We start from the raw sequence: 17,049 nt of genomic DNA on the forward strand, positions 1-17,049 counted from the left end.
TATACAAATAGATGATTTATGACAAGCAAATTGTATATATATATTTTACCTAATTTAAGGGGGCTGCCCAACTATTTATGGAGGCAGTAATTATAAACCAAGAGCCGCCATAGGTAGCGGACAGGCTCTTGGCTTGCTTTGATGTTAGCAAAATGGCGTTTCGTTAACAACAAATCTGTTTGTCGTTAAAAACTGAGCGGCAAATTAACATGAGGTGCCGGGCTTCCACCGGCTGCGTGGCTGGGCCTAGACAGGCCACTCCCTACCACTCTGTGCCATGTGCTGCGGCGTCTCACCGCTACCAACAGACAAACCCGCCGCAGCCCCGTGATTCTAGTACGGGTTGGGGATGGGTACAAGGGAAAAGGAATCGGGAAATAGTGGCACGGATTTGGCACGGATTTTGATGGGAAAGCGTGGTGTAAAACGGCATTTCGTGACACAGCGTGACAACTGCACAACAGCAAAAAATTACCTAAAACCCGCAGAAATCTAGGAAAAACCGTGGTGGGTGCGACAGGGATTGAACCTGTGACCCCCGCCGTGTGAAGGCGATTCTATATGCCTGTCTGTGGACGAAAATCATATTTTTGGGGATTCGAGAGCAATTCTTCCGCAAGAGTTACAAGCGCCTCGTTCACTTCAGAAACACATGCATCAGGATCTGTCTTAATCTCATTTGGAGAAAACGCGATCACTGGCAGACCTGATACTATCATTGTCCGTGCACGAAGACGTGCATGAGGATCATCAGGAAGGTGACGATTCGATGCGTGGCATTCTACAGCCAGAAAACGCACATCACCGTGCATGCAGACTTTGAATATGAAAGCCGGGGTGAAGTCCCGAATGTGTTGATGGATGCCCCAGATTGTACCCCATTCTGGATCTGGATGTCCGTTCCAGGCATCCATGTAAATGGCTTTATTATAACCATCCATCGCATTGAGAAGGAAGTAAGCAGCTAGCTGGGCAATGATAGGATCATTAGCATTTTCAGTCGCAAGGAAAATGTCATCGCTTAGATTATAAAACAAGTCATGAGCGATTTTAATATTAAGGGCAACGGGTGCTTCATCCTTAGAAGCGATTGCTTCTGCGATTGCTTCATTAGCTAGTGTCTCTGCCTCATTAGCTAGCTTTCTAAAAAAGGACTTCGGAGGCACAGGTATCTTAGATTCTACCAGTTTACGGGCTGAATCCATGACAGCATTACGTACAGAGCCGGGATGCCAAGTTGCATTGTGATGGACGATGGAATCGTTTGGCATAACAAAATTCTGCTTCATGGAAGTGTTGGTTGGTGATCTGAAATTTACCTTAATGCATATAGAAAGGCATTTAGGCATCACATACAAGCGCTCAAAATTTGTGGGTAATCCTGTGGGTATCTGCATATAATTTATTTTTAATTATTTCTTATAATCAAATACTTATTAACCTATCCTGACCGACACCCCATCCGCCAACTATACTTCTCCAAAATTTTTAATATCTTTGCAAAACGCTCAGTTTTGCTCCCGTATCAGGGCTTCCATGTAAGTGGGAATGGGCAAACACACTTTCTCGGCTAGACCTTTAGAGTCTTCCGCTTTTGCGGGGCCAAGCAGGAAGAGAGCATATTTTTTGTGAGAAACAGCTCAGCTTGAGCAAAAAAGAGCGCAGGGAACCCGTAATTTTTAGATCATAGGAGCCATACAGGTTCTGCGTTTATGTTTTTTAGTGGGTTTCTGCGGCTTTTTTCTCGGTCGCCAGGCATCCATGCCGCAGGCAGTGGCGGTGCAAAAATTCAGTCTTGTTGCCCCATGAATTTTCACGCTGCCAAGGTGACCATTTATGGCCAAGAAGGCGGCATATCAGGCGGGATCTGAACCATCTCATCTTATGTGCTTTCTTTACCTTACGTGTTTGCCAATGGAATTTGGAAAGCGAGCAGAGGCAAAGGCATTTAAGGTAAAAATGTATAATTTTCTAGGGCAACGCCTGCATATGCCGTTCAGGCTGGTGGGAACTGCCCCGTCTTTGCTTCGGCAAGGGCGCGCTGCATCAGTTTCTTCTCATTCTTTTTGAGGAAGATGGCGCTCCCGATAATAAAGATAACCCCTATAACGCCCACACACGTTCCGACTGTGCCAGACAATTTGGTAATCTGATTACCCAGTATGTATGTGCCGATAGCGTAGCCACCAGCCCAGCAAGTGCCGCCAAGGGCGTTAAACAGCATAAAGCGCGGCCAACGCAACTGGCATGCGCCTGCAAGCAATGCCACAAACACGCGCGCAACAGAGATAAAGCGGCCAAAGAAAACAATGGCATCGCCATGATGGTGAAACAGATATTCCCCTACCAGAAGGCGATCAGCTGTCAGGCCAATTTTGGCGCCGTGTTTTTGTAAAAGGGGTAGCCCAACATGGCGCCCGATCAGATAACCCAGATTATCCCCGATAATGGCACCCAGAACCGCAGCCGCAGTAATGCCCTCAATACCCAGATGGTGGGTTTTAAGGCTGTAAAGTGCAGCCGTGATAATGCAGGTTTCCGCCGGTAAGGGCAGGCCCATGCTTTCCATCATGACAATGATGGTGACAATTCCATATCCATAATGCTGCAGCAGATAGTCGAGATGCTCAAGCAGGGGGAATAATCCTTAGAGTGTGCGATGAAGGTAAAAAAGTTGGCAAACCATGATGGAATCCAAAAAAGCAGGCTAGTGGCTTTCGTGCATGGCAAGATTGCGCCTTAAGCCATTATGGCTTTTCTGGGTGGGGTGAAGGTTTTTGGATGAACCTAACTCTCTGTAGTTTCATGTCTTTTTTGGTTGTTTGATACAAATTCATTACAAGCGTAGGGGGCTGGTGTATAGACTGCTCCTTAATTGGAGAAGATGCGCCCAGAAAGTATGGCGCTTGTGAGCTAAGGAACGAAACCCATGCATCAGACAGCCCATGCCGAACACGCAGCGGCAGCACACGCGCAGATGCCCATTTCAGATGTAGATGTCTGCATTATTGGTGCTGGGCCTGTTGGGGGAACCTTGGCCTGCCATTTGGCGCAGGCGGGTATCAAAGTGGCCGTGGTGGACAAGGCGGATCTCCCCCCCATGGAAGACCCGGATTTTGATGGCCGAGCCTATGCCATTGCTGCTGGCCCAAAAGCATATCTGGAAGAGGCCGGTGTGTGGGAAGCTCTGCCGCTGCCGTCCTGCCCGATTGAGGATATTCTTGTAACGGATGGTCGGCCGGGTGAGCCTGCATCACCGTTGTTTCTGGAGTTCACGCGTGAAGATGCCAATCAGCCATTTGGGTGGATGATTGAGGCACGTTCTTTGCGCGTGGCTTTGAACGCCAGCCTGCATACTACGCCAGAAATTACACTGCTGGCCCCGGCTGAAGCCACCATTGTGCGGCGCAAGGAGGGGGCAACAGTAACCCTGCATGATGGGCGCAGCTTTAAGGCAAAGCTAGTTGTTGCAGCTGATGGGCGTAAAAGCCGTTTGCGCTCTCAGGCTGGTATTCCGCTTACCCGTTTGTCCTATGGTCAAACGGCCATTGTTTGCGCCATTGCGCACGAATTCCCGCATGATAACAGCGCGCTCGAACACTTCCTGCCCGCAGGGCCGTTTGCGCAACTGCCTTTGCCGGGTAATGAGGAGCATCCTTACATGTCCGCCATTGTATGGAGCGATCACGATGGCTTGGCAGAGCGTTTTGCAGCATTGCCAGATGATGTGTTTGCCATGCAGCTTCAGCGCCGGATGGGTAATAACCGTTTAGGGCAGGTGAAGCCTGTTGGGCGGCGGTGGACGTATCCTCTGTCTGCCCAGTATGCCCAGCGTTATACGGATACGCGTATGGTGCTGGTGGGGGATGCGGCACATGGTATCCACCCCATAGCCGGGCAGGGGCTTAACCTGGGTTTTCGTGATATTATTGCGCTGAGCAAGATTTTGATTGCGGCACATAAGCGCGGTAAGGATTTGGGAGCGCCTGAGCTTTTGGCGCGTTATCAGGCAGAATGCCGCCCGGCCAATATGCTTATGCTTGCAGCAACCGATGTGCTGGACAGGCTGTTCAGTAACAATAACCCAGTTTTAAGGTTTGCGCGCGATGTTGGTATTGCGGGTGTGAACCGTTTGCCTGGCCTGCGTAAAGCCTTTGTAAAGCACGCTATGGGATTGTAAAAATGGACGCAGCAACGCATGACGGCGCTCAAGCTGCCGTCAAAGCCAGCCATTTTGATGAAGACAGTTCAATCTGCGCGCCTCAACTCAATGTTTTGTGGCAGCAGATGACGCAGCAGGCCTGTGTTTGCCATGATCCGTTGGTGAAAGGGTTGTTGGCAACAGGTGTGCGCAGCCATTCAGATTTTTCTTCTGCGCTGGCAGCGTTGATCGGGCGCAAGCTGGGGGATCGGTCTGTGGCGTCCGATGCTTTGGCGGAGCTTGTTAAAGAAGGCTTTGATGCAGAGCCGGATATTGTATGCGCTGCCGCTGCCGATTTGCTGGCGATTCGAGAAAGAGACCCCGCATGCCCGGATTTTGTAACGCCGTTTCTGTTCTTTAAGGGCTATCAGGCAGTTCAGACCTATCGGGTGGCACATTGGCTATGGGCGGAGGGGCGGCGCCATCTGGCGTTACACCTGCAAAGCCGTGCATCAGAACTGTTTGCTGTAGATATTCACCCATCAGCGCGTCTTGGTCGGCGTATTTTGTTTGACCACGGTACGGGCATTGTTGTGGGGGAAACCTGCATTATTGAGGATGATGTCTCCATTTTGCAGAACGTTACACTGGGTGGCACAGGTAAACATTCTGGAGACAGGCACCCTAAGGTGCGGCGTGGCGTGCTTATTGGTGCTGGCGCCAAGGTTTTGGGAAATATTGAAATTGGAGAGGGCGCTAAAATTGGCGCTGGTTCCATTGTGCTGGAGCCTGTACCGCCCTTTACAACGGTTGTAGGTAATCCGGCCCGTAAGGTGGGTGTGCGCCATACCGGGCGTATGCCTGCACTGAATATGGATCAGACTCTTCCGCCGATCGATTATATTATCTGAATGGAAATAAGATATGATTACTGAAGGAAATATATTTTCCTTCAGTAATGTCTTTTTAAAGTAACGTAGCGCGCGAAAACTTGATTACAGAGCACTTTCGCCAGATTCTTTTGTGCGAATACGCACTGCGCGTGAAATATCACTTACAAAAATCTTGCCATCACCAATTTTGCCAGTATGCGCTGCTGTGGCAATGGCTTCTACAACCATGTCTTCCATGTCATCTTTGATAACAATTTCAACCTTGATTTTGGGCAGAAAACTGATGCGATATTCTGCACCACGGTAAATCTCGGTCTGTCCGCGTTGCCGGCCAAAGCCTTTCACTTCAGAAACTGTTAACCCCTGAATACCTAAAGGGGCCAGAGCTTCGCGCACGTCATCAAGTTTGAAAGGCTTGATAATCGCAGTAACCAGTTTCATGCGCTCTTTACTCCATTAAATGTCCGTCTATTCCGTTTCGATAGTGACATATTAAATTGGCTTGCGCTAGGCGAATATTTGGTGAGCGTAAATGTGAATGCTAAGACCGGCATATACATGCGCGTTTCCGGTTTTTCGTATCTGTCGGTTAGGCGTCCATAACACCACACAGCAGCGTACTGCTTAAAAAGCCGTGGCCTAGCGGAAGGGCCACAGCTTTTTTTGTTGGGCGGTTTTATAATTAAGCTTGCAATTTCCACAAGAACAAATACAGAACAAAGAAAAGATGAGGAGGATCTCATGTCTTTGTCTGAACGTATTGTTTTTCAGCCGTTTGTCTGGCGTGGCACCAAATTAGAGGGTGGGGCTGCCATTTTGTGCCGTAACCCGGAAGATGCGCATCGCCGGATAGAAAAAGTGCGAGCGGGTATTCTTTCTGTGGCCGGAGCACTGGTGGTGCGTATGCAGGTGGATGAAGAAGCTGGAGATTATGGAGAACCAGAATTTCTGGAACGCATTGGCAGCGTTCCAGAAATGGATGAGTAAGTTTGGCGTTAAATGAAAGCCCCATACCTGCAAGAAACAAAACTTGCAGGTATGAGGCTTTATAAAAAGTGTGGTGTAAACCGTTGCGATATTACGGTGAACCGCCAGCGCCTGTTCCCAGATAAGGTCCACTTGCCTTGAATGTATCAGGCCGGTAGCCATCATTTTCATCTAATGCCGGGCCGCCATGTGGGTTTTCGTCCTCATCCTCAATAATAGGCGGAGGAGCCTTCTGGTGCGCCTTGTCATGGAACAAGGGCGTGCTGTCTGATGCAGGCTGCTCATGGCATGCAGTAAGCGCAAGCAGAAGACCAGCAAGAACGGTAGCGGATTTCAGTTTCATATCACGGATCCACAAAAATGCGTGCCAAATGGCAAGCGCTTAACGTGTGCCAAAAAGGCGATCACCAGCATCACCTAGGCCAGGAACGATGTAGCTGTGTTCGTCCAGACCCCGATCAATAGAACATGTCATGATCTGCACATCAGGATGCGCTTTTTGCAGGCAGGCAATGCCTTCTGGGGTGGAAAGCAGGCAGGTAAACAGCAGCTTGCGCGCCCCTTTTTCCTTCAGCCGTGTAATAGCGGCTGCCGCGCTGTGCCCGGTTGCCAACATGGGATCAACAACAATACAGCGGCGGGAAGAAACCTGAGAAGGAAGCTTAAGATAATATTCTACGGCTTCCAGTGTTTCAGGGTCGCGGTACAAACCAATATGGCCAACCGGTGCAAAGGGCACCAAGTCCAGCATGCCATCTAACAGCCCGTTGCCAGCCCGCAGGATGGAAATAAAGCAAACATCCGGGCCTGCCAGTTGTTCACCCTGCATGGGTTCCAGTGGGGTTTGAATTTCTACTGGCTCTAATGGCAGCTCACGGGTGGCTTCGTAGCACATCAGCAAGCTAAGTTCGCGCACAAGGCGACGAAAACCGGCAGTAGAGGTTTCTGCGCGCCGCAAATGGGTCAATTTGTGCTTGATAAGCGGATGATCCAGCACAAGGGGAGGGAGGGGAGTAACAGCATGACTTGTCATGCAACCCTCTATAATCATGGAAAAGCGGGTCTGCCACGTTTTCTTGCGGATGCAGAATATGTTTTATCCAGATTGTGCGGATAGAGAAAAAGGATAGCCATCATGAAGCGTATCTGGATGGATGTGGAAGATCTGTTTACCTTTGCACAAGCAGGTGCACGGCTTACAGGTATTCAACGCGTTGTGCTGGAAATCTGTGCGGCCTTTATGGCTGATCCGCATATGGCTGATCACGTTGGTTTTGTGCGGCATAATGTTCAGGGCACTGGTTTTGTGGTGGTGTCTTGGGCGCAAGTGCAGGCTGTGTGGCAAGCCCTTAGTGGGCAGGATACAGAGCAGCAAGAAAAAATGCAGATACGCAGCCTTTCTGCCTCACATAGTACAAACCAAAGTTTGCTGCAAAAGTGCGGGCAGCATGTCCCTGTTTCTGTGCGCGTTCCTGCCGGTAAGCTTATCCGAAATAGCCAAAGTGCGGTGCAGGCCGGAAGTGCGTTGGTGCGTGGTTTGTGGGGGCTAGCGTCTCACGCTTTGCGCAAAAAAGATAATCTGAACGTGCAGGGGCAGGCTTTTTCTCCCCAAAAGGGGGATATTCTGCTTTCTCTAGGGGCTTCATGGTCTCATGCCATGTATCAAAAGCTGTTGCGACAGGGTCGGCAGCAATACGGCATGCGTATTGGGGTTTTGGTGCATGATCTGGTGCCGCTTTTGTGGCCAGAATGGTGCCAGCCGGGTTTGCCTGCGGTATTCCGGCGTTGGTATCAACAGGTGGTGCCGGAATGCGATGTTATTTTTGCTAATTCCGAATCTACCCAGAAAGATGTGCTGACTTACGCGCAACAAAGCGGCAAGCCTCTTTCTGTTCCCGTCATTGTTGTGCCTATGGGATGTGGGTTTTCTAAAGCAGACCCAGAAAGTGCATCAGCCTCTGTGCAAGAGCACATAAAACAGCTTGGGCCTTATGTTTTGTGTGCGGGCACGCTGGAAGTGCGTAAAAATCATGCGCTGTTAGTTAGGGTCTGGCGGCGGTTATTGCAGGAGCGGCCAGCCAATACCGTACCAAAGCTGGTGATTGCTGGCGGGCAAGGATGGCTGGTGGACGATCTGTTGCAGCAGCTTGAAAATAGCGTGTGGCTGAATGGCCATGTTGTGTGGATAGATCGACCGTCTGATAGCTGTATGGCGCAGCTTTATAAGCAGGCGCAGTTTACGATTTTCCCCTCATTTTATGAAGGCTGGGGCCTGCCGGTGACAGAAAGCCTGTATTGGGGAAAACCCAGCCTGACCGCATCAGCGTCTTCCCTGCCAGAAGCAGGTATGGGGCTGACAGAAATGTTTGACCCTGATAACGCATCGCAGGCATTGGAGCTTGTACGTAACGTTCTGGATCAGCCGCAGCGTCTTGCAGCCATGGAACAGCAGATAAAGGCACATTTTCAGCCTACCAGCTGGAGCCAGGCAGCACAGACGCTGTGGCAGACAGTCATGTAATGGCCCGGCGGCACGACAGAAGCATTGTTTGCGGAATGGATGGAAAAGGGAACGCTTGAATGGCTGTGAATTATGCCACGGTAACATGGGATCAGCTGCACCGTGATGCGCGTGCATTGGCAGAGGCGCTGATGCCTAAAATGCCCATTAAAGGCATTGTGGCGGTAACACGCGGAGGTTTGATTCCCGCAGCCATTGCGGCGCGTGAACTGGGGTGCCGTCTGATAGAAACAATTTCTGTCGTGACGTATGATGAAGAAAATATGGGCAAGCCCCAGATTATTAAGGAACCCGTTGCTGCAGGAGATGGTGAAGGTTTTCTGATTATTGATGATCTGGTTGATTCTGGCGTAACCGCCCGTGTGGTGCGTGAAAAACTGCCCAAAGCCTTTTTTGCCTGCTTGTACGCCAAACCTGCGGGCAAGGAACTGACAGACCTGTTTATTACAGAAGTGCCGCAGGATACCTGGGTTTTGTTCCCTTGGGATACAGCTCCTTTGTTTGTGCCGCCGCTGGCAAAAAGCAAAAAAAGCACGGTTGACTGATTTTTTACAATCAGAGGGTTGCCATACTCCGAATAGGCGCTTAAACAAGCGCTCAGTTCGGGGCGTGGCGCAGCCTGGTAGCGCGCGTGTTTTGGGTACACGAGGCCCCCGGTTCGAGTCCGGGCGCCCCGACCATAAATAAAGCGGGAGGCAACATCATGCCGGCGCGTATTTATAGGCAGTCAAAGCCTGCTGGTCAGTCCGGTTTAGCTGGCACCAGAGAATGGGTTTTTGAATACGGTCAATCTGCTCCACATAAGCAGAGCGCCCTTATGGGGTGGACCGGTAGTGCAGATCCACAATCTCAAATACATTTGTATTTTGATAGCCGTGAAGCCGCAGAGGCTTATGCGCAGCGCGAACATATTGCGTATGTGGTGGAAGAAACTGCACAGCGGATGCATCGTCCAAAAGTGTATGCAGATAATTTCCGTTATGATCGCATCCAAAACTGGACGCATTGATTTTCTTGCTTTTCCCTATTATGCGTAGGGCGTAAAGCGCCCTTAGCTCAGTTGGATAGAGCAACAGCCTTCTAAGCTGTGGGTCGCTGGTTCGAATCCAGCAGGGCGCGCCACTTTTTTCCTAAAATACAGGGTGCAGTAGGCGTTTGTGTGCGCTAAAGCCGGATGTGTCTTTTTACGCTCCGTTTGAAAGTGCTGCCATGCTTACGGTTTTGCATCGTCTTATCCTGCCAACAGAAGGGCTGGAGCAATGCGATGCAATGTACGCGCGCCCTGCGCTGCCAGAGCGTGTGGCGGAGACATCTCCCCAAGCCTTTCGGCTAAAGGCCGGGCAAGCCTTTACCTTTGATACATTTTACAATGCGTTTTCTGTCAAAAAATGGAAGCAGGCCGGTGGTGTCAGCCGTTTGTCATTGAGCTTGCATATATGCGGGCAAGGTGAGGTCACACTTTTTCATCGTTCCCAAGCTGGTGTTGTCACACCTCTTTGGAGCAAGGAAATTGAAGACGAAATACGCTGCACGGAGGAAATATCGGCATGGCCTGCATTATCTGAAGGTCTGCTGTATTTTAGTGTAACAGCCAAGGCCGAGTGCACGGTAGAAGCCGCATATTTTGCAACATCCTCACCTATGGTGCAGGTGCCGCAGTTGGGCGTTGTCATCACGCATTTTAATCGGCAACAATATGTACGTAATTCCATCCAGCGGGTGCAAAAGGCGCTTTTGCAAGATCCTGCCTATCAGGATGTGATCCATTTTATTGTTATAGATAATTCAGCCAACCTTGATCCGGCGGAGGTGCCGGGGGCCAAGGTTATCAAAAATCATAATTACGGTGGCAGCGGTGGTTTTGCGCGTGGCCTTCTATACCTGCATGAGCAGGGCACATTTACCCACTGCCTATTTATGGATGATGATATTTCCTGCGAGGTTGAAGCCATTCGGCGCTGCTACGCCATGTTGGCCTACAGTGTAGATAGGCGCATAGGTTTGGCCGGCACGTTGTTGGATGATCAAAAACCATGGAGTGTGCAGGAAAAAGGTGCGGAATTCTCAGGTGGTGTGTTTCGGCCTTTGCATGAAGGCGCAGATGTCAGGCCTGTAGAAAACCTACTGCAGTTGGAGCAGGGTGTTGGTAAGCCGGTTTATGGTGGTTGGTGGTTTTTTGCGTTTCGGTTAGATGCCGTATCAGCCTACCCATTTCCTTTTTTTGTAAGGGGGGATGATGCACTTTTTGGCCTCATGAACCGTTTTAATATTGTTACGGTAAATGGCATTGCCTGTTTTTCAGAACATTTTCTGAGCAAGGAAAGTGCCTTTACCCGCTACTTGGGTATGCGTGCATCCTTGGCTATTTACTTTATGGTAGGGCAGGGGCGCACATTACCGGCTTTAAAAATGATGGGGCTGGCCTTTTTATGGTGTGCGCTCTCATGCAGGTATCAAAGTGCACAGGCTATTTTGCTGGCTTTTGAGGATGTCAGTAAAGGACCAAATTTTTGGCGGCAGAACCTGGACTTCATGCCCCTAGCCAAGCGTATCCAAAAAGAAGCTTTGCAACATAAAGAACCAGCATATTTTCAATCAATGCCTTTCCGTTACGAAGGTAAGCCAGAAACACGTATGCGGAAATATATCAGGCTTTTAAGCCTGAACGGGCATTTGTTGCCGCAATGGTGTTTGCGCAAAACGCCTGCATATGTTGGGGAATATACGCGCGGGCTGCTGGGGCTAACCTTTCGCCATCGGCATATTGTGTATCGCAAATATGAAAGTCTGGATGTTTTTGAGGCTGAACTGAATAAGTTGCGGTTTTTTAGCCTTTTGGGCGCATTTATAAAAACAAGTCTTGTGTTTGTTTTGCGGGGTTCAGCTATCAGGCGCTCTTATCGTAAAAACCTGCCAATGCTGACAAGCAAAGCGTTCTGGGAAAAGGTTTATCGTGTCCAACCAGAGAATGATTCAGGCCATTAATCATTCTTTCACGGCTATTCGTGTGCTGCGGTATGGCCTCTGTTCAGTAGATTGTTTATCAAAGAGCGATAGAACAAAGTGCGGTAAGGCTAAGCAGCATTCCGCGCGGAAACACTGAGAAAAAAGGCTGTAAAACGTATGACCTTCTGTGTTGTGGGTGCTGGATTTAGTGGTGCCGTTATTGCGCGCCATTTGGCAGAGCGTGGTCATAAAGTGGTGGTTGTGGATGAACGCGCCCATATTGGTGGGAACTGTTATACTGAGCGCGATGCTGAAACCGGCGTTATGGTGCACAAATATGGGCCCCATATTTTCCATACTGCAGATGAGCGGACATGGGCCTATGTGCAAAAATTTGGCACGTTCAAGCCTTATGTAAACCGCGTGAAGGCCATTTCTAACGAGCACGTTTACACGCTGCCTGTTAACCTGCTGACCATTAACCAGTTTTTCGGCACAACAATGGGGCCGAAGGAAGCACGTGCTTTTATTGAAAGTAAGGCAGATAAAAGCATTACCAACCCTCAGTCCTTTGAAGAACAGGCACTGAGCATGATTGGCCCGGAACTGTATCGGGCGTTCTTTTATGGATATACGCGCAAGCAGTGGGGGCTGGAGCCTACGCAGCTTCCCGCATCCATTCTCAAGCGCCTGCCTTTGCGCTTCAATTATGATGATAACTACTTCAATCATCCGTATCAGGGGATGCCTGAAGAAGGTTATACGGCCATTGTGCAGAATATCCTGAACGTTGAGGGTATTGATGTACGGTTGGGCTGTTCTTTTGAAAGCCTGGAAGAAGATTTTCAGCACGTATTCTATACCGGCCCGATTGATCGGTATTTTGGTTTCCGTCTGGGCCGCTTGGGTTACAGAACGCTGGATTTTGAACGTTTTGTAGATGATGGTGATCATCAGGGCACAGCCGTTATCAACTACTGTAATGAAGAAGTGCCTTACACGCGTATTTCTGAACACAAGCACTTTGCCCCATGGGAGCAGGACAAGTTCTCCAAAACTGTTTGTTTCCGTGAATACAGCCGCCTGGCAGGTGAAAACGATATTCCCTACTACCCCATCCGCCTGGTGAACGAAAAGAAGATGCTCGAAAACTATATCGAACTGGCACGTGCAGAAAAAGGCGTGTCCTTTATGGGGCGTTTGGGCACGTATCGTTATCTGGATATGGATGTGACCATCAAGGAAGCTCTGGCTGCGTGTGATGTAATCGATACGGCAATGCAGGCTTCAGAACTTTCACTTCCGGCGTTTTTTGTTGATCCTGCCTGATAGTAATTTTCTGTAATATTTTATGAAGCACCCATGCAATATATTTGTGTGGGTGTTTTTTTTATGTGCTTTCGCAAAATTTATTCAGTTTTTATTGATAAATTTGGTGCTTTCTGTTGAAAAAGAGAAAGGTATTCCATTTTTTTTGGTCTGATATGTCAAGAAACAATAGTTTCGTTAAGAACGGTTTTTTAGCCGTTTTTTACGCTTTGCTGGTGTCGTGCTTTGTGGTGGGGATATGCGAAGTTCGCTTTCCATCCTTTTTCACCATAGATGATTCCCAGAACGAGTATCTGGGTTTTCTGCGTCAGTATGGGCAGACATGGCTATCTGGAGAAATCCCGTTCATCACCAAGAATATTTTTATTGGTGATAACGCAATGGTTGAACTGCAGCGTGGTATTTTTGCGCCGCAGAATATTCTGGCATCCTTGGTAACGTGCCTGATAGCCAACCCGCTTGTTACGGGCTGGTTCTATGCTTTGTGCAACGTTTTTATCTGCTGTATATCTGGCTACATAATTGGGCGCAGCCTGGAAATGTCGCGCGATATTTCTTTGTTGCTTGGGTTTTCCATCGCAATCAACCCCGTGTTTTTATACCAATATGCAGGGCCGTGGTGGAACGCAGCTAATGGGCATGCATGGTCTTTGCTGGCCATTGCCACATATTGCCAACTGCGCCAGCGTATAACTGCAGGGGCTGTTATAGCTAATTTTGCCACAACGCTTGTGCTTTTGGCTTCAGGCTGGCCGCACGGGTTTATTGGTTATCTGGCTGTTGTGGCAGGGTTTAGCTGTGTGGATCTGGCGTATGGAGACCCCTTAAAAGCTGTATTCCGGCGTTGCGTGCCTTTATTGTTGGCTGGCATAGCCGCCATTCCTGTGTATTCAGAATACGTGTTTTTGCATCCGCTGCTTAACCGCGCAACAGGGTGGGAAAATGCAGATAACTTTATGGTACCAAGCCTTTCCCAACTATTGGTGACGTTTTCTCCGACCTATTATGAATTCATGAATTATTTTGGTGGGTATAAGTCTGTTTTTATACCTGTCGGGTTTTCCACGCTGTTTGCATTGCCGGTTGCAATTTTCTTCCGTACTTCTGTGCGTGATCGTGTGCTGACGGCTTGTTTGGTTATTTTAGGTATGACAACGGCTTTGGCTCTTATGCCCTCGCAAATGGGTATTTTGCGCTGGCCTTTGCGCTTTGTGCCGTATGTTTCTGTTTTTGCGGCAATTACAACATTCTATGTTTTTTCAAAAAGGGATGTTGTTGAAAGCTCTTTTAGGCGGAATGTATTTTTTGGAATTACCGCTTTGCTATTTTTTGTTTCGGCTTCCAAGAACGTATTTGAACGGCCCAAAGTTGTTGCGTTGGAGCTTTTAACAAGCATTGCACTGATGGCTGTGTGGTTTTTGTATGCCAGAAGCAAGAAAGTAAGCGGTAAAGACATTGGGCTTATTATTCCTGCGGCCATTCCAGCATTCTCTTTGTTACTGATGCTTGCCAGCATGCCTTCTTTGGGCAGAATTTATCTGCCGGTGAATGTGCTGCCTGCTCATGTTTCTGTGCCAGCCGCAGTGAACATGCAGGGTAATCTGCTCTCATTTGTGCCATGGGGTAGGGAGCACCCGAAGGAAGCAGCAGATCTGCAATCCAGCTTGTTTGGGTATTACAATATCCGTGCAATCAATGGCTATTCTCCCAATGGGCAGGATTATACCGATGCCATTTTAACGCATGATACGTCTCATACCATTTTCAAACCGGATGATATTATTCCCAAATTGGCATCTGCGGTTATGTTGCCCGGTAACCCCTGCTTGTTTGATCTTTTTGCCGTAAGCAGCATGGTGGTATCTTCCGATACTTATCAGAAATATCATCATGAGTTTCTGGCTTGTGGGTATCATAAAGTGGCTACAGCACAGTCTGGCATGCTGTATCTTTCTACGCCTAAAGCCTATCCATCCAATCTGGCGTATTCCACGCAGACAGGCGTAAAAGTGGAGCGTGAGACGGCAAATAGCATGACGTTTTCTGTGCCAGCGCATACAGCGCCGGTGCAGATGGTTTTGTCCCGCCAATGGTGGCCGGGTTACACGGCACGTGGTTTGAATTGCAAAGTCAATGTAAGCAGTTTTCAGGATGTTTTGGTGCAGGTTAATGTGCCAGCAGGATGTGCTGGTAAGTTGACGGTTTCCTACTTCCCGCACACATGGCCGCTGGCTTTGGGGTGCTTGCTGGTGGGAATGTTAGGGCTGGTTATATTTTTGTGGCAGTTGAGCCGAGAACGAAAATTACAGCTCATTCTGCAAATGCGCTGATACTAAAAAAGCCCGGCAATATTTTTGCCGGGCTTTTTTGTTACATCAGATCAAGAAAAATACGTTGGTAAATTCAGCTATTTTCTTTTTCTGTTGTCAGTTCATTTTTATAAACATGGCGCCAGAAGTCTTCGGTTGTCATATTTGGCAGCGCCTTTACATAGGCTTGCTGTAGGGCGGGCATGGCGCGTGCAAATTTTGCACAAAGTGCCAGACCTTCTTTCCACAGTTCAAAAAACAACTTTCTGTTCTGGGTGGCTACGTAACCCGTGCGTGTGGCTTCGTGATAGTAAAGTACGTGTTTGAAACGGAAGATATCGCGGAATGCCGCATTAAAGTCTTTGAACTGGAAGCGCACATCATCACGCATCAATACGGCTGGTAGAAGTGTACCGTTTAGGGTGACAAGCCGTGCCAAACGGCGGATACGCCCATCATGATGATGATGGTGCAGAACCTCGATATCTTTCAGATCATAAGGCACCATTTTTTCACTGGGTGTCAGGGCACCAATTTGCGCGCGCACATTGGCCATATCCATGTTGCGCACAAAGAACTCTGGTCCTTCCATCACATGCTTCATCGCCAAGATCAGGACTTTGGCGCTGGCGTAATTGTAGGAGAACAGAACGCCACGGAACCAGACCAGAAAGACATCCAGATAGGGTTTGGATTTTTCTTCCCCGTTCAGCATCATGAGTACCATGGTGGCGCGTAGGCCCAGATACCGCGTCATCGGGCTTTCCTTGACGCTGAAATCCTCTGCCATGGAGCAGATACCGTTCATCGTCACCAGCGGGAACTTGTTCTGGAGCGAGAATTCCGCATCATCCCCACGCACAAAGAAGGGGTAGGGGAAGTGGCGTACGGCAGAAATGGGGAAGGCAAAGAACCACCAGCCACCATAGTTGGCAGCAGAATCATCCATTTCTGCAAGTAGAAGGTGGTGGACGTTGCGCATGTCCAGCATATGCTTACGGGCAATCCACCGGCCTTTTACAAAACGCGCACCGGCTTCGTGCAGCTGCCACGGCACAGTTTCACGCAACTGGCTGCCTACAATGGCGGCACGATCTTCCGTGCTGTAGCTCAGCAGCATGTAGGCGCGGCAAACGGCCTCAAAGTCACAACTGGCATCGTCATCCATAAACAGGCAGTGCGTAAAGCCGTGGTCTTTTGCGTAAAGCAAGCCGCGAGTAAAGCCGCCCGCACCACCCAGATTACGGTTGGGTATAACCAGCGCGCTCCCTGCTTCATCCGGGGTCACGTTTTGGGAGTTATCAACCACAATAACCTGCACCCGGTCTTTCCACTGCGGTGCACTGTTCAGGCCGGCTTCAAGCTTTTGCAGGGCAGGAAGCAGGTGCGGCTTACGGTTAAAGTGTGTGATAACAATAGCCATACGCGCATCACGCACAGGCCGCTGGGTGGTGGAAACATTGCCGCCGCGTAGGTACCCATCTTCCAGCGCTTCCACCCACATATACAGCAGGCCACGTTCCAGCCCAGCCCAGAATGGCAGATCCAGAGAAACGGGCGTGCCTTCTTTGAGCTCTACTGTTTGTTCAAACAGCCAGCGATGGGGAAGGGCGAGCTGATGCAGCCCAAAGCGGACAATAAATTTGCCGCTGCCTTCCAGCGTCAGGTTCAGGTTCTCAATGGCGCAGAGTTCACGCCACCGCTCAACAGTAATGCCATTAAAATATGTATCAAAGGCGGCCCGCCCGCCTGCATGAAATGAAAGTGTTTCTGGCGCAGCACGAAAAAGCTCAACCTTTTCATTCAGAGCCCGAAAATACAGTTCTTCCGGGATAACGGACTGAAGAGCCGGGAAAATAATGTTCTGGAGCACCATTGGTGCACCTTTTACATTTTCTTTTAATATTTCTTGCGTGGCCATGA

15 protein-coding genes and 2 tRNA genes are annotated in these 17,049 nt (G+C 49.3%); 11 read left to right on the forward strand and 6 right to left on the reverse strand.

The genetic code is table 11. The features are described from left to right. Positions 1–557: 557 nt before the first annotated feature. Both APA10_RS10050 and APA10_RS10055 read right to left on the reverse strand, forming a co-directional pair. Positions 558–1,271: a hypothetical protein gene (locus APA10_RS10050; RefSeq protein ID WP_124326521.1), complete on the reverse strand. Its 714-nt coding sequence runs from the start codon at positions 1,269–1,271 to the stop codon at positions 558–560. Between the two features lie 725 nt (positions 1,272–1,996). Further along, a complete protein-coding gene (locus APA10_RS10055; protein WP_231111011.1) occupies positions 1,997–2,560 on the reverse strand; it encodes a DedA family protein in 564 nt (187 codons plus the stop codon). Positions 2,561–2,929: 369 nt separating this feature from the next. Here APA10_RS10055 and APA10_RS10060 point away from each other — a divergent pair, with 369 nt between their 5' ends. Beyond that, positions 2,930–4,180 carry a UbiH/UbiF/VisC/COQ6 family ubiquinone biosynthesis hydroxylase gene (locus APA10_RS10060; protein WP_003629572.1) on the forward strand — a complete coding sequence of 417 codons (1,251 nt, stop codon included), beginning with the start codon at positions 2,930–2,932 and terminating at the stop codon, positions 4,178–4,180. Positions 4,181–4,182: 2 nt separating this feature from the next. After that, positions 4,183–5,052, forward strand: a complete 870-nt coding sequence (gene cysE, locus APA10_RS10065) for a serine O-acetyltransferase (protein WP_003625733.1) — start codon at positions 4,183–4,185, stop codon at positions 5,050–5,052. 84 nt (positions 5,053–5,136) lie between these two features. Here cysE and APA10_RS10070 read toward each other — a convergent pair whose 3' ends face one another. Beyond that, the gene (locus APA10_RS10070; protein ID WP_003625731.1) at positions 5,137–5,475 is read right to left on the reverse strand and encodes a P-II family nitrogen regulator; all 339 of its coding nucleotides are present in this window, start codon (positions 5,473–5,475) and stop codon (positions 5,137–5,139) included. 300 nt (positions 5,476–5,775) lie between these two features. On the opposite strand from APA10_RS10070, the gene APA10_RS10075 reads away from it, so the two are divergent. Beyond that, positions 5,776–6,021, forward strand: coding sequence for a hypothetical protein (locus tag APA10_RS10075; protein WP_014457032.1), 246 nt, complete (start codon positions 5,776–5,778; stop codon positions 6,019–6,021). A gap of 91 nt (positions 6,022–6,112) precedes the next feature. Here the strand turns inward: APA10_RS10075 and APA10_RS10080 are convergent, their stop codons facing one another. Then, positions 6,113–6,364: a hypothetical protein gene (locus tag APA10_RS10080; RefSeq protein WP_003629575.1), complete on the reverse strand. Its 252-nt coding sequence runs from the start codon at positions 6,362–6,364 to the stop codon at positions 6,113–6,115. 39 nt (positions 6,365–6,403) lie between these two features. Beyond that, positions 6,404–7,072 carry a uracil phosphoribosyltransferase gene (gene upp, locus APA10_RS10085; RefSeq protein ID WP_019088284.1) on the reverse strand — a complete coding sequence of 223 codons (669 nt, stop codon included), beginning with the start codon at positions 7,070–7,072 and terminating at the stop codon, positions 6,404–6,406. An 84-nt stretch (positions 7,073–7,156) separates the two neighbouring features. Between upp and APA10_RS10090 the strand changes: the two genes are divergently transcribed. The 8 genes from APA10_RS10090 to APA10_RS10125 all read left to right on the forward strand — a co-directional run bounded on the left by APA10_RS10090 (position 7,157) and on the right by APA10_RS10125 (position 15,147). After that, on the forward strand, positions 7,157–8,542 hold the full coding sequence (locus APA10_RS10090; RefSeq protein WP_003629578.1) for a glycosyltransferase family 4 protein: 1,386 nt from the start codon (positions 7,157–7,159) through the stop codon (positions 8,540–8,542). 59 nt (positions 8,543–8,601) lie between these two features. Continuing rightward, the gene (gene gpt / locus APA10_RS10095; protein ID WP_003629580.1) at positions 8,602–9,087 is read left to right on the forward strand and encodes a xanthine phosphoribosyltransferase; all 486 of its coding nucleotides are present in this window, start codon (positions 8,602–8,604) and stop codon (positions 9,085–9,087) included. A 58-nt stretch (positions 9,088–9,145) separates the two neighbouring features. Further along, positions 9,146–9,222: transfer RNA gene (locus tag APA10_RS10100), tRNA-Pro, on the forward strand. Between the two features lie 23 nt (positions 9,223–9,245). Further along, the gene (locus APA10_RS10105) at positions 9,246–9,551 is read left to right on the forward strand and encodes an ETC complex I subunit (RefSeq protein ID WP_035365821.1); all 306 of its coding nucleotides are present in this window, start codon (positions 9,246–9,248) and stop codon (positions 9,549–9,551) included. A 36-nt stretch (positions 9,552–9,587) separates the two neighbouring features. Then, a tRNA-Arg gene (locus APA10_RS10110) sits at positions 9,588–9,664 on the forward strand. Between the two features lie 87 nt (positions 9,665–9,751). After that, positions 9,752–11,527, forward strand: a complete 1,776-nt coding sequence (locus APA10_RS10115; RefSeq protein WP_174714339.1) for a glycosyltransferase family 2 protein — start codon at positions 9,752–9,754, stop codon at positions 11,525–11,527. A gap of 138 nt (positions 11,528–11,665) precedes the next feature. Beyond that, positions 11,666–12,817, forward strand: a complete 1,152-nt coding sequence (gene glf, locus APA10_RS10120; protein ID WP_003629584.1) for a UDP-galactopyranose mutase — start codon at positions 11,666–11,668, stop codon at positions 12,815–12,817. A 155-nt stretch (positions 12,818–12,972) separates the two neighbouring features. After that, a complete protein-coding gene (locus APA10_RS10125) occupies positions 12,973–15,147 on the forward strand; it encodes a hypothetical protein (RefSeq protein ID WP_003629586.1) in 2,175 nt (724 codons plus the stop codon). A gap of 73 nt (positions 15,148–15,220) precedes the next feature. On the opposite strand, the gene APA10_RS10130 is transcribed toward APA10_RS10125, so the two are convergent. Further along, the gene (locus tag APA10_RS10130; RefSeq protein WP_003629587.1) at positions 15,221–17,047 is read right to left on the reverse strand and encodes a glycosyltransferase; all 1,827 of its coding nucleotides are present in this window, start codon (positions 17,045–17,047) and stop codon (positions 15,221–15,223) included. Between the last annotated feature and the right edge of the window lie 2 nt (positions 17,048–17,049).

The organism is Acetobacter pasteurianus subsp. pasteurianus LMG 1262 = NBRC 106471 (assembly GCF_000285275.1).
Classification (GTDB): domain Bacteria; phylum Pseudomonadota; class Alphaproteobacteria; order Acetobacterales; family Acetobacteraceae; genus Acetobacter; species Acetobacter pasteurianus.